8 protein-coding genes are annotated in these 13,124 nt (G+C 72.4%); 2 read left to right on the top strand and 6 right to left on the bottom strand.

Annotated features, from left to right (window positions below; all coding sequences use genetic code 11):
- Positions 1-183 precede the first annotated feature (183 nt).
- The 5 genes from ACIA8O_RS29765 to ACIA8O_RS29745 form a co-directional block, all read right to left on the bottom strand.
- Positions 184-363: a DUF6104 family protein gene (locus ACIA8O_RS29765; RefSeq protein ID WP_345290039.1), complete on the bottom strand. Its 180-nt coding sequence runs from the start codon at positions 361-363 to the stop codon at positions 184-186.
- A 44-nt stretch (positions 364-407) separates the two neighbouring features.
- The gene (locus tag ACIA8O_RS29760) at positions 408-1,991 is read right to left on the bottom strand and encodes a serine/threonine-protein kinase (protein ID WP_396297063.1); all 1,584 of its coding nucleotides are present in this window, start codon (positions 1,989-1,991) and stop codon (positions 408-410) included.
- A gap of 133 nt (positions 1,992-2,124) precedes the next feature.
- Positions 2,125-5,859 (bottom strand): multifunctional oxoglutarate decarboxylase/oxoglutarate dehydrogenase thiamine pyrophosphate-binding subunit/dihydrolipoyllysine-residue succinyltransferase subunit, encoded by a 3,735-nt coding sequence (locus ACIA8O_RS29755; protein WP_396297062.1) that lies wholly within the window; start codon positions 5,857-5,859, stop codon positions 2,125-2,127.
- Between the two features lie 223 nt (positions 5,860-6,082).
- On the bottom strand, positions 6,083-7,294 hold the full coding sequence (locus tag ACIA8O_RS29750; RefSeq protein ID WP_396297061.1) for a sensor histidine kinase: 1,212 nt from the start codon (positions 7,292-7,294) through the stop codon (positions 6,083-6,085).
- 94 nt (positions 7,295-7,388) lie between these two features.
- Positions 7,389-8,123 (bottom strand): response regulator transcription factor, encoded by a 735-nt coding sequence (locus tag ACIA8O_RS29745; protein ID WP_396297060.1) that lies wholly within the window; start codon positions 8,121-8,123, stop codon positions 7,389-7,391.
- 529 nt (positions 8,124-8,652) lie between these two features.
- On the opposite strand from ACIA8O_RS29745, the gene ACIA8O_RS29740 reads away from it, so the two are divergent.
- Complete coding sequence (locus ACIA8O_RS29740) at positions 8,653-9,363, top strand: rhomboid-like protein (protein ID WP_396297059.1); 711 nt, start codon at positions 8,653-8,655, stop codon at positions 9,361-9,363.
- Positions 9,364-9,562: 199 nt separating this feature from the next.
- Here ACIA8O_RS29740 and ACIA8O_RS29735 read toward each other — a convergent pair whose 3' ends face one another.
- Positions 9,563-10,282, bottom strand: a complete 720-nt coding sequence (locus tag ACIA8O_RS29735; protein WP_396297058.1) for a hypothetical protein — start codon at positions 10,280-10,282, stop codon at positions 9,563-9,565.
- A gap of 133 nt (positions 10,283-10,415) precedes the next feature.
- Between ACIA8O_RS29735 and lon the strand changes: the two genes are divergently transcribed.
- On the top strand, positions 10,416-12,809 hold the full coding sequence (gene lon, locus ACIA8O_RS29730; protein WP_396297057.1) for an endopeptidase La: 2,394 nt from the start codon (positions 10,416-10,418) through the stop codon (positions 12,807-12,809).
- The last annotated feature ends 315 nt before the right edge of the window (positions 12,810-13,124 follow it).

Below are 13,124 nucleotides of genomic sequence, written 5' to 3'. Positions count from 1 at the left end.
ATACGCGATGTATCGCGTCCCCCTGAACAACACGATATATCGCGTGAGGGCGAAGTCAAGGAGGAGCGGGCGGTCTCAGGGACGGGTCAGGGACGGGTCAGGGTCCACCCCGGGGAAAGCAGTACGGGCCCGGACGGCCGTAGCCGTCCGGGCCCGTAGGGTCCCGCTGGAGTGACCCGCGGGTCAGTCCTCGTCCTCGTCGTCGAGCCGGGCCAGCCAGGTGGCCAGCCGCTCGACCGGGACCTCGAAGTCCGGGTTGAGGTCGACGAACTCGCGCAGCCGGTCGGCCAGCCACTCGAAGCTGACCTCCTCCTCGCCGCGCCGGTTCTGCAGCTCCTCGATGCCTCGGTCGGTGAAGTACACGCTCTGCTCCGGTCGCTCGTGGTGTGACCCGGTCAGGATAGCCCTCACCCCTGGTGCCGGTAGTAGGTCACCGAGCAGGTGGCCATGCCGTCGCTGTCGCCGAGCTTCACCGTGCGCAGCACCGCGACCGAGCCGGTCTCCCGGTTCCGCACGCAGAACGACCGGCCGACCGGTACCTGCTCGAACTTCACCGGCCCGGTGCCCGGTTCGCTCTCGATCCCGGCCACGCAGGCCAGCACGGTCAGCCGCGCCCCGTCGTGCGGCAGGTAGACGTCAGAGCCGGAGCTCACCCGGAACTCCGGGCCCGCGGTGGAGACCGTCCAGGAGGAGGAGTAGGCCGGCACCACGGTGCCGTCGTCCAGGTCGAAGTCGAAGGCGCCGTTCGGCGGGATGGTCAACTGCCGGTCCCGGTAGCCGAGCTGGAACGGGCCGGTGGGCTCGTCCGGATCCGGCCAGAGCGCGACCGCGCCGAGCAGCACCACCGCCACCGCCGTCGCGCCGGTCAGCAGGGCCCGGCGGCGGGCGGCCGCCGTCCTCCGCGCCGGGGCGGGCGGCGGCAGCACCGGCGGGGGCAGGACCGGGGGCGGCGGCAGCGCGGGCCGGGGCGGGACCGTCACCGGTGCGGTGGCCGGTGCGGTCGGCACCAGCCCGGCGGACGGCTCGGGAGACGGCTCGGGGAGCGGCCCGGCCGGCGGTCCTGCCGAGTCCAACGGGCCGGTGGGCAGCGGGAGTTCGGCCCGGTGGCGGAGCGCCAGGGTGACCGGGTCCGGCAGCCAGTGCCCGGTGAAGCGCAACTCGCCGCCCACCAGCGGGTGCTCCCGGGCGGCCCGGACCAGCTCGGCCGGCCCGGGCCGGTCCTCGACCCGCTTGGCCAGGCAGGCGGCCACCAACTCCCGCAGGGCGTCCGGCACTCCGGCCAGCGCGGGCGGCTCGTGCACCACCCGGTAGAGCACCGCGGTGTCCGGCCCGTCCCCGAACGGCAGTGCTCCGCCGCTGACGTACGCCAGCAGCGCGCCGAGCGCGAACACGTCGGTGGCCGGGGTGACCGGCTGCCCCCGGACCTGCTCCGGGGCCATGTACGGCGGCGAGCCGATGGTCGAGCCGGAGTCGGTGAGCACGGTGGCGTGCGCGGCCTTGGCGATGCCGAAGTCGATCACCCGGGGGCCGTCCACCGCCATCAGCACGTTGGCCGGCTTGAGGTCCCGGTGCACCACCTCGACCTGGTGGATCGCCTGGAGCGCCTCGGCGATCCCGCCGAGCAGCAGCAGCGCCGTCCGGGGCGGCAGGGCGCCGTGCTCCCGGACCACCTCCTGGAGCGAGGGCCCCGGCACGTAGGCGGTGGCCAGCCAGGGCAGCTCCTCGTCCGTCCCGGCGTCCACCACCTGCGCGGTGTACAGGCCGTGGATCCGCCGGGCGTTGGCCACCTCGTGCCGGAACCGCCGGCGGAACTCCGGATCGGCGGCGAGCCGGCGCCGCACCACCTTGACCGCCACCGGCCGCCCGCCCGGCGTGTAGCCCAGGTAGACCCGCCCCATGCCGCCGGCCCCGAGCCGGGCGGCCAGGCGGTACCCGCCCACCTCCGACGGGTCCCCCGCCTCCAGCGGCCGGAACACCGGGTCCGTGGTCATGTCCTCGCTCCCCCCGCAGTGACATCGGTGGGACGAACATACGGCAGCACCGCTGGGCCCGGCAGGGGAACGACCGCGGGCCCCGCCCGCCGCCGGAGCGGTGGACGGGGCCCGGGTACGGACCGACGCGGCGTCAGAGGGTGAAGATCTCCTCCAGCAGCGCCTGCTGCTCGGCGGCGTGCCGCTTGGCCGAGCCGACCGCCGGGGCGGAGGACGCGGTGCGGGCGACGCGGCGCAGGCGGGCGCCGTTGGCGGAGCGGCCGATGACGACCTGGAGGTGGTCGACCAGGTTCATGGCGATGAACGGCCACGCGCCCTGGTTGGCCGGCTCCTCCTGGGCCCAGACGAACTGGACGTTCTCGCCGTAGCGGGCCAGCTCCTCCTGGAGCTCGGCGACCGGGAGCGGGTAGAGCCGCTCCACCCGGACGATGGCGGTGTCGGTGATCCCGCGCTCGGCCCGGGCCGCCTCGACGTCGTAGTAGAACTTGCCCGCCGTGATGACCACCTTGCGGACGTTCGCCGGGTCGACGGTGGTGTCACCGATGACCGGGCGGAACGAGCCGCTGAGGAACTCGCTGGTGGCGGACGCCGCGGCCTTCAGGCGCAGCATCGACTTCGGGGTGAAGACGATGAGCGGCTTGTGGTGCGGGTTGTGCGCCTGCCAGCGGAGCAGGTGGAAGTAGTTCGACGGCAGGGTCGGCATGGCGACCGTCATGTTGTCCTGCGCGCACATCTGGAGGAAGCGCTCCGGGCGGGCGGACGAGTGGTCCGGGCCCTGGCCCTCGTAGCCGTGCGGCAGCAGCAGGGTGACGCCGGAGTGCTGGCCCCACTTCTGCTCGGCCGAGGCGATGTACTCGTCGACCATGGTCTGCGCGCCGTTGACGAAGTCGCCGAACTGCGCCTCCCACATCACCAGCGCGTTCGGCCGGGTGAGGGAGTAGCCGTACTCGAAGCCCATCGCCGCGTACTCGCTGAGCAGCGAGTCGTAGACGGTGTAGCGGGCCTGGTCCTCCGTCAGGTACAGCAGCGGGGTGTAGTCCTCGCCGGTGTTCCGGTCGATCAGCACCGCGTGGCGCTGGCCGAAGGTGCCGCGGCGCGAGTCCTGGCCGGCCAGGCGGACGGGGTGGCCCTCCATCAGCAGCGAGCCGATGGCGAGGGTCTCGCCCATCGCCCAGTCGATGGTGTTGTCCTCGACCGAGGCGGCGCGGCGCTGCAGCTGCGGCAGCAGGCGCGGGTGGACGGTCAGCCACTCCGGCAGGTTGACCTGCGAGGCGGCGATCCGCTTCACCATCTCCTCGGAGATGCCGGTCTGGATGGAGACCGGGAAGTCCGCGACCGGCTTGCCGTTGGTGGTGCCCTGCTGGGCACCGGCGGCGTCCCGGACCTCGGAGAAGACCTTCTCCAGCTGGCCCTGGAAGTCCTGGAGCGCCTGCTCCGCCTCTTCCATGGTGATGTCGCCGCGACCGATCAGGCCCTCGGTGTAGAGCTTGCGCACCGAGCGCTTCTTGTCGATCAGGTCGTACATCAGCGGCTGGGTGAACGACGGGTTGTCGGCCTCGTTGTGACCGCGGCGGCGGTAGCAGATGAGGTCGATCACGACGTCCTTGTGGAACGCCTGGCGGAACTCGAAGGCGAGCCGCGCGACGCGGACCACGGCCTCCGGGTCGTCGCCGTTCACGTGGAAGATCGGGGCCTCGATCATCCGCGCCACGTCGGTGCAGTACATCGACGAGCGGCTGCTGGCCGGGGCGGCGGTGAAGCCGACCTGGTTGTTGACCACCAGGTGGATGGTGCCACCGGTGCGGTAGCCGCGCAGCTGCGACATGTTCAGGGTCTCCGCGACGACGCCCTGGCCGGCGAAGGCCGCGTCGCCGTGGACCTGGATCGGCAGCACCGGGAAGGTGGTGCCGCCCTGGTCCAGCACGTCCTGCTTGGCGCGGACGATGCCCTCGACCACCGGGTCGACCGCCTCCAGGTGGGAGGGGTTGGCGGCCAGCGAGACCTTGATGGTCTCCCCGTCCAGGCCGGTGAAGGTGCCCTCGGAGCCCAGGTGGTACTTGACGTCGCCGGAGCCGTGCATCGACTTCGGGTCGAGGTTGCCCTCGAACTCGCCGAAGATCTTGCCGTACGGCTTGCCGACGATGTTGGCCAGCACGTTCAGGCGGCCGCGGTGGGCCATGCCGATGACGGCCTCGTCGAGGCGGTGCTCGGCAGCCGCGTCGATGGTGGCGTCCAGCAGCGGGATGAGGGACTCGCCGCCCTCCAGGGAGAACCGCTTCTGCCCGACGTACTTGGTCTGCAGGAAGGTCTCGAAGGCCTCGGCGGAGTTCAGGCGGCGCAGGATGCGCAGCTGCTCCTCGCGCTCGGGCTTGGTGTACGGCTTCTCCAGGCGCTCCTGCAGCCACTTGCGCTGCTTCGGGTCCTGGATGTGCATGTACTCGATGCCGACGGTGCGGCAGTAGGTGTTGCGCAGCAGGCCGAGGATGTCGCGGAGCTTCATCATCTTCTGGCCGCCGAAGCCGCCGACCGCGAACTCGCGCTCCAGGTCCCACAGGGTGAGGCCGTGGTTGGTGACGTCCAGGTCGGGGTGCTTGCGCTGCTTGTACTCCAGCGGGTCGGTGTCGGCCATCAGGTGACCGCGGACCCGGTAGGAGTGGATCAGCTCCATGACGCGCGCGGTCTTGTTGACCTCGTCGTCGTGGGTGGTGGCGACGTCGGTCGCCCAGCGCACCGGCTCGTACGGGATGCGCAGCGACTCGAAGACCTCGTCGTAGAAGTCGTTCCCGCCCAGCAGCAGCTGGTGGATCGACCGCAGGAACTCACCCGAACCGGCGCCCTGGATGACGCGGTGGTCGTAGGTGGAGGTCAGCGTCATGGTCTTGGAGACGCCGAGGCGGGCCAGCGTCTCCGGGGCGGAGCCCTGGAACTCGGCCGGGTACTCCATGGCGCCGACGCCGACGATGGTGCCCTGGTTCTGCATCAGGCGCGGCACGGAGTGCACGGTGCCGATGCCGCCGGGGTTGGTCAGCGAGACGGTGACGCCGGTGAAGTCGTCCATCGTCAGCTTGTTGGCGCGGGCCCGGCGGACGATGTCCTCGTAGGCCTGCCAGAAGCCCAGGAAGTCGAGGGTCTCGGCCTTCTTGATGGCCGCGACCACCAGCTGGCGGTCCCCGTTCGGCTTGACCAGGTCGATGGCGAGGCCCAGGTTCACGTGCTCGGGCTTCACCAGGTAGGACTTGCCGTCCTCCACCTTGTAGCTGTAGTTCATGCCCGGGTTGGCCTTGACGGCCTGGACCAGGGCGTAGCCGATCAGGTGGGTGAAGGAGACCTTGCCACCACGGGCGCGCTGCAGGTGGTTGTTGATGACGATGCGGTTGTCGATCAACAGCTTGGCCGGGACGGCGCGGACCGAGGTCGCGGTCGGCACCTCCAGCGAGGCGTCCATGTTGGTGGCGACGGCCTTCGCCGGACCACGCAGCACGAGCAGCTCGGGGCCGGTCCCCTCGGCGGCCGGCGCGGGGGCCGGGGCGGCGGCCTTCGGCGCGGGCGGCGCGGCGGGGGCTGCGGCGAGCGGCGCAGGCGCCGGCTGGACCGGCGTGGCCGGTGCAGCGGGGGCGGGCGCCGCCGGCACGGCAGCAGGGGCAGGGGCGGCAACGGCGGTCGGCGTGGGGCCGGCCTGGGTCGCGGCCTGGGTCACTGGAGTCACCTCGGTACCGGGCTTGTAGTCGGCGAAAAAGTCCCACCAGGCTCGGTCGACCGAGTTCGGATCCTGGAGGTACTGCTGGTAGATCTCGTCGACGAGCCACTCGTTGGGGCCGAAGCCAGTGGAGCTTGCCGAGCTGACGGGGGTTTCAGGGTGTGGCGACACGGGGCAACCGCCCTCTTCCGCTTCCTTTTGGGATGGTGGACAGCGGGGATTAAGGCTACGCCTACGATCACTGATCGCGCAGTCCCCCTGGGCCAGGCGTCACCCAGATCACAGTGCCGACCGGTTATTTGGCCGAAAATGTGCGTTAGAAAGTTCCAACTGCGGGGAAGCGATCGCCTCCCAAGCAGGTGGAAATCCCCTCAAACAGGGACAATACCGCAGGTCAGTGGGGTGCGGTCCGATCTGACGCAGTCCCGGCGGCGGCAATGTCCCAGTTCTGTGACAACTCGGGGGTAGCCCCCGGCCCGCCGGGCAGCGTGACCACGATCCGGCAGCCCCGGGCGGCCTCCGCGACCCCGATCCGGCCCCCGTGCAGGTCGACCGCCCAGCGGGCGATCGCCAGGCCCAGGCCGGTGCCGCCGTCCGAGCCGGGGCCCTGCGAGGTGGCGCTGCCGCTGCGGCCGAAGCGTTCGAAGACCCGGTCGCGGTCCTGCGCCGGGATGCCCGGGCCCTGGTCCTCGACCTCCAGCACCAGGGCGCCGGACTCCTCCCCGGCCCGGGCCCGGACGGTGACGGTGCCGCCGGCGGGGGAGTGCTTGCAGGCGTTGTCCACCAGGTTGGCCACCACCTGGTGCAGCCGCTCCGGGTCGGCCCAGGCGGTCAGCCCGGCCGGGCTGACGTCCAGGGCCAGGTGGACGTCGTCGCGCCGCCCGTGCGCACCGGCCGCGGTCGCGCCGTCCACGGTCACCCCGCGCAGCACGCCGTCCAGGAAGGGGCTGACCTCGAAGGGGCGGGTGTCCAGCGGGACCACCCCGTCGTCCAGCTTGGAGAGGTCGAGCAGGTGGGTGACCAGGCGGCCCAGCCGCTCGGTCTGCTCCAGCGCGGCGCCGAGGGTCCTCGGATCGGGCTTGACCACGCCGTCCACCACGTTCTCCAGCACGGCGCGCAGGGCGGCGATCGGGGTGCGCAGCTCGTGCGAGACGTTCGCGACCAGCTCCCGCCGGTGGCGGTCGGCGGCCTCCAGGTCGCCGGCCATCCGGTTGAAGGTCTCGGCCAGCTCGCCGACTTCGTCCCGGGAGTTCACCTCGACCCGGATGCTGTAGTCGCCCTCGGCCATCGCCCGGGCGGCCGCGGTCATGTCGCGCAGCGGGGCGGTGAGGCCGTGGGCCAGGAACTGCATGAAGAGCAGCGAGGCGATCATCGAGAAGATCATGATGATCCGGATCTGGGTCTCCGACCGGATCGCGACCACCACCATCAGGCTGGCCAGGAAGACCGAGACGATCACCAGCAGCGTGAGCTTGCCCTTGATCGAACGGACCGGGTCCAGCGGACGCACGTCGTCCCAGAGCCGGCTGGCGGCCCGGCTGGCCAGGCCCCGGTGGTCGCCGTCGTGGTGCTGCGCCGTGCGCTTGCGCTGTTGTGGGAAGGTCATCTCGCCCCTGCGTCGCCCTGCGTCGTGCCCGCGTACCCGGTGGGTGTGCGGCGGAGCCAGGACCCCCCGGTCCCGGCCTCTGCCGTCCTCCCGGTCAGGAGAGCGGTGCCTCCAGGGCGTACCCGACGCCGTGGACGGTGCGGATCCAGCTGGCGCCGATCTTCCGGCGCAGCGCCTTGACGTGGCTGTCCACGGTGCGGGTGCCGGACGCGTCGGTCCAGTCCCAGACCTCGGCCAGCAGCTGCTCGCGGGTGAGCACCGCGCGCGGCTGGGCGGCCAGGCAGGCCAGCAGGTCGAACTCGGTCGGCGTCAGGTGGACGTCGCCGCTGCCGATCCGGACCCGGCGCTGGACGTGGTCGATCTCCAGGTCGCCGAACCGCAGGCTGCCCAGCGCGGGCGTCCGGGCGGCCTGCTGGGCCCGCTCGACGCGGCGCAGCAGCACGTTGACCCGGGCGGCCAGCTCGCGCATCGAGAACGGCTTCGTCATGTAGTCGTCGGCGCCGACCCCGAGGCCGACCAGCAGGTCGGTCTCGTCGTCCCGGGCCGTCAGCATCAGCACCGGCACCGGACGCTGGGCCTGGATCCGACGGCAGACCTCCAGGCCGTCGAAGCCGGGCAGCATCACGTCCAGCACCACCAGGTCCGGCTGCCAGGTGTGGAAGCCGTCCACCGCGCCGGGGCCGTCGTGCGCCACGGCCACCTTGAAGCCCTCGGCCCCGAGCCGGGCCGCGATGGACTCGGCGATGGTGGGCTCGTCCTCCACGACGAGCACCCGTCGCTGGGTGCCCACCGCGCTGTTGTTGTTGGTCTCCTGCTGAATCTCTGTCACGGTCACGCCACCGCCCCCAGGGCTGCGGCCCGGCTGCCTGTGGGGACAGCGGGGTCCGCTCGTAGTCGTCTTGTGTTCCGTCGGCGGGCCCGTGCCGGGGCCCGAAAATCACCCGGACCGTCCGCCGAGGTCACGGGTCCCGGAAGGGTACGCAGGTGTGGTCCGCGCATCCGTTCCGCTCTGGTCGCAGCGTACGTACACCGCGAGCATCCCGGCAGGTGAACCGGGCACAACCGGCCTGTTGGCCGGCCTCGCCCCGGGCCCGGGATGCGGCACGGGGCGATACCTTACCCGCCGAAAATATCGCCCGTAACGGTGCGTATGCCGTTGAAGGGATGACAGACTCCTGGGCGGGTTCGCTACTGGTCCGTAGGCGTAGGGCTGGTCCGGACCAACGGCGGGCAGGGTTCGAACCGAGCTCACAGCGGATTCACAGGAGGCTCCCAGTACGGGGAAGTACCGTGGGCGTTCTGCGAAGTACCGTGAGCACGACAAGTCACATGGTGGCACGAGTCGACCGGAGGGCGGAATGGCTGATCTCCGGTCACGGCTGCGCGCCGGTCTGCGGGGCGTGCTCCCCACGCCCCGCCGCAACCCCTTCGCGCTCGGGTACCTCGCCCTGCTGCTGGGCACCACGCTGTTCGCCCGCTTCGGCGACCAGGCGGTGGTCGACCGGCTCCAGGGCTACTCCAGCTCGGACGCCCACAACCTGCTGGACCACCCCATCGGCTCCCTGCTGCTGAGCGGGACATGGGTGGCCGGGCCGGTCTGGATGCCCTACTTCTGGGCCTTCGCGGTCACCGTGGCACCGCTGGAACGGCGGGTCGGCGGGCGGCGGGCGGCGGCGGTGTTCGCGGCCGGGCACGTGCTCGCGACGCTGCTCTCGCAGGCGGTGGTGCTCGCGGCCGTCGCGGCCGGGCGGTTGGACGCCGCGGCGCTCGACGGCCTGGACATCGGGGTGAGCTACGGCGTGTTGGCGTCCCTGGGGGCGCTCGCCGGGCTCTTCGCGCCCCCTGGCCGCCTGTGCGCGTTGGGCGGCGCCGCCGCCCTGATCGGCCGTCAACTCCTCGACGACACCGACCTCGTGACCGGCATCGGCCACCCGGTCGCCCTCCTGGTGGGCATCGCCCTCTGGCCCTGGCTGCGGCGCGCGACCCCGTACGTGGTCACCCCGGGGGCGCGGGGAACTGCGCGCAGGGGAACGGCACGTGCTGCAACCGGCTCGCGTGCCCCGATCTAGCGCTGGTCCGTCTTCCGGGTTCGCGCAGTTCCTCGCGCCCCTGGGGTAGCCACTTTCATCGGGTGCGAACGGGGGCGCGTGCAGCTGGCTCGTGTGCCCCGATCTGGCGCTGGGCCGCCTTCCGCACTCGCGCAGTTCCTCGCGCCCCCGGGGTGACCACGTACGTTCCTCGTGCCTCCGGGGGGTGTAGCCGCGTCCCTCAGGGGAGTTGGTGGCGGCGGGTGAGTTCGGCGAAGACGGGGCCGGTGGCGGCGGAGAGGTGGACGGTGCCGCGGGTGGCGGTGGCGCAGTCGCCGTCGGGGGTCTCCAGGACGTCGGGCGGGCTCCAGGGGCCGGGGAGGGCGCGGCAGGCCGTGAGGAGGGCGGCACGGACGTCCGCGGTGTCGAGCCAGGTGGGGCGGACCACGGCGGTGGCGCCGTGCGGGGCGCGGCCGGTGGTGACGGTGGCGTCGGGGGCGAGGGTGTCGGCCAGTTCGCGGGCGAGGCGTGCGGCGAGGTCGCGCGCCGACGGGTCGTCGGGGTCCTCGGTCTCGACGGTGACCAGCAGCCAGAGCGAGAGGTAGTCGATCAGTTCCCGGACGGCGTCCGTCGGTTCGGGCCCCGTCCCGGTGGGTTCCTCGGGTGCCGCCGGGTCGCGGCCGAGCTCGGCGTAGAGCAGGGGGCGCCCGTCGGCGTCGTCGAGCCGGGCGAAGGGTTCGCCGTCCCAGATCTCCAGGCCGGCCAGGTCGAGGCCGAGCTCGGCGGCCGGTCCGGCGAGGACGGTCCGCAGGGCCTGTTCTGTGGTGCCGCCGGGGTGCGGGGCGGAGAGCAGCAGCCCGTCCGCGTCCTCGGCGAGGGCTCGGCTGCGGAGGGCGGCGGGAAGTCGGCGGGGCTCCGGGAGGTTGACCCGGATGCCGAACTCGGTGGGCTGGATTTCCACGTTCGGCACTCTGGCGCACCGCCCCCGCCTGGGGCAATGCCCTGATCGCTCAGAGCGAACAACTGCCGGGGAACATTCTCGGCCCGCCAAACCTTAGTCAGGTCAACTCAACTTCACTGACTGGGGAGAGATCATGGCATCGACGTCCACTCCGCTCACCCTGCCCGTGCTCCCCCTCGACGACGAGGTCGTGCTCCCCGGCATGGTGGTCCCGCTGGACCTGAAGGACTCCGAGGTGCGTGCCGTCGTGGACGCGGCCCGGGCCGCCGTCTCCGGCGGGGCCAAGCCGCAGGTGCTGCTGGTGCCGCGGCTGGACGGCTCGTACGCCTCGGTCGGCACGCTGGCCACCGTCGAGCAGGTCGGCCGGCTCTCGGACGGGGACCCGGCGGCGCTGGTGCGCGCCGTGCGACGGGTGCGGATCGGCGCCGGCACGACCGGGCCCGGTGCCGCGCTCTGGGTGGAGACCAGCACCTTCCACGAGTCGGACGCCGGGCTGCCGGTGGCCGGCCGGGCCGCCGAGCTGGTGAAGGAGTACAAGGCGCTCTCCACCCACTGGCTGCGCAAGCGCGGCGCCTGGCAGGTGGTGGACCGGGTCTCGCAGATCGACAAGGTCGGCGAGCTGGCGGACAACATCGGGTACGCCCCCTTCGTCACCGCCGAGCAGAAGCTCAAGGTGCTGCTGGAGTCGGACCAGCTGGCCCGGCTGGAGTACGCGCTGGTCCTGCTCCGCGAGCACCTCGCGGAGGAGGAGGTCAACGACACCATCCGCAAGGACGTCGAGGAGGGCGTGGCCAAGCAGCAGAAGGAGTTCCTGCTGCGCCGTCAGCTGGAGGCCGTCCGCAAGGAGCTGGCCGAGCTGAACGGAGACCCGGCCGACGAGGAGGACGACTACCGGGCCCGGGTCGAGGCGGCCGAGCTGCCCGAGAAGGTCCGGGAGGCCGCGCTCAAGGAGGTCGACAAGCTGGAGCGCTCCTCCGACCAGTCGCCCGAGGGCTCCTGGATCCGCACCTGGCTGGACACCGTCCTCGAACTGCCGTGGAACGTGCGGACGGAGGACTCCTACGACATCAACGGCGCCCGCGCGGTGCTGGACGCCGACCACGCCGGCCTGTCCGACGTGAAGGACCGGATCGTCGAGTACCTGGCGGTGCGCAAGCGCCGCGCGGAGCAGGGCCTGGGCCAGGTCGGCGGCCGCCGCGGCGGTGCGGTGCTCGCCCTGGTCGGCCCGCCCGGGGTCGGCAAGACCTCGCTCGGCGAGTCGGTGGCCCGGGCGATGGGCCGGGAGTTCGTCCGGGTCGCCCTCGGCGGCGTGCGGGACGAGGCGGAGATCCGCGGTCACCGGCGCACCTACGTCGGGGCGCTCCCCGGCCGGATCGTCCGGGCGGTCAAGGAGGCCGGTTCGATGAACCCGGTGGTCCTGCTGGACGAGATCGACAAGGTCGGCTCCGACTACCGGGGCGACCCGGCGGCCGCCCTGCTGGAGGTGCTCGACCCGGCGCAGAACCACACCTTCCGCGACCACTACCTGGAGGTCGAGCTCGACCTCTCCGACGTGGTCTTCCTGGCCACCGCCAACGTGCTGGAGGCCATCCCCGAGCCGCTGCTCGACCGGATGGAGCTGGTCCGCCTGGACGGCTACACCGAGGACGAGAAGGTCACCATCGCCCGGGACCACCTGCTGCCCCGTCAGCTGGAGCGGGCCGGCCTCCGGCCCGAGGACGTGACGGTCGGCGAGGACGCGCTGCGCAAGCTCGCGGGGGAGTACACCCGGGAGGCGGGCGTGCGCACCCTGGAGCGCTCGGTGGCCCGGATCCTGCGGAAAGTCGCCGCCGAAGCCGAGCTTGGGGCGCGTGAGCTCCCCGTGGTCATCGGAGCCGAGGACCTGCGGGCGCTGATCGGGCGGCCGCACCACACCCCGGAGGCGGCCCAGGAGCCGGCCGAGCGGCGCACCGCCGTCCCCGGCGTCTCCACCGGCCTCGCGGTCACCGGCGCGGGCGGCGACGTCCTCTACATCGAGGCCTCGCTGGCCGACCCGGAGACCGGCTCCACCGGCCTGACCCTGACCGGCCAGCTGGGCGACGTGATGAAGGAGTCCGCGCACATCGCGCTCTCCTACCTGCGCTCGCGCGGCGCGGAGCTGGAGCTGCCGGTGACGGGGCTGCGGGAGCGCGGCATCCACCTGCACGTCCCGGCCGGTGCCGTCCCCAAGGACGGCCCGAGCGCCGGCATCACCATGACCACGGCGCTGGCCTCGCTGCTCTCCGGGCGGAAGGTCCGGCCGGAGGTCGCGATGACGGGTGAGGTCTCGCTGACCGGGCGGGTGCTGCCGGTCGGCGGCATCAAGCAGAAGCTGCTGGCGGCGGACCGGGCCGGGATCACCACCGTGATCATCTCCAAGCGGAACGAGCCCGACCTGGACGACCTGCCGGCCGAAGTGCTGGAGCGGCTGACGGTGCACACGGTCTCGGACGTGCGGGAGGTGCTGGAGCTGGCGTTGGAGCCGGCGGCGGTGCCGGTCTCGGTCTGAGGGTCCGTCAGGCCCGGCAGGGTGGCCGTACTGCCCTGCCGGGTCCCGGCACACGTGCAACTGGCTGTGCTGCCCTCAGTTGAGGTGGGGGTCTTCCGCTTCGCGCAGTTCCTCGCGCCCCTGGCCGCCCCCTGAGGGGGCAGCAAGGGGCCGTACCGTGAGACGGGTCTTGTGTGACGGTCCGTCAGCACGGCAGGATCGCCCGCATGGACCGCCACACGCACCTGAGCCGTCGACTCGCCGTCGACCTGGCCCGTGCGTGCTCGGCCATCTGTCACCGCGCGCTCTGATCCGCGCGGTGCCCTCCCGCCCGGC

It is taken from the genome of Kitasatospora sp. NPDC051853 (assembly GCF_044452665.1).
GTDB lineage: Bacteria > Actinomycetota > Actinomycetes > Streptomycetales > Streptomycetaceae > Kitasatospora.
Note: the sequence above shows the minus strand (reverse complement) of the source record. Positions and strands in the feature narration are given on the sequence as shown.

Bases quoted from the DNA above. Each gene is read 5' to 3' on its own strand.
- lon (WP_396297057.1), top strand. From the start codon at position 10,416: ATGGCATCGACGTCCACTCCGCTCACCCTGCCCGTGCTCCCCCTCGAC.
- ACIA8O_RS29760 (WP_396297063.1), bottom strand. From the start codon at position 1,991: ATGACCACGGACCCGGTGTTCCGGCCGCTGGAGGCGGGGGACCCGTCG.
- ACIA8O_RS29750 (WP_396297061.1), bottom strand. From the start codon at position 7,294: ATGACCTTCCCACAACAGCGCAAGCGCACGGCGCAGCACCACGACGGC.
- ACIA8O_RS29740 (WP_396297059.1), top strand. From the start codon at position 8,653: ATGGCTGATCTCCGGTCACGGCTGCGCGCCGGTCTGCGGGGCGTGCTC.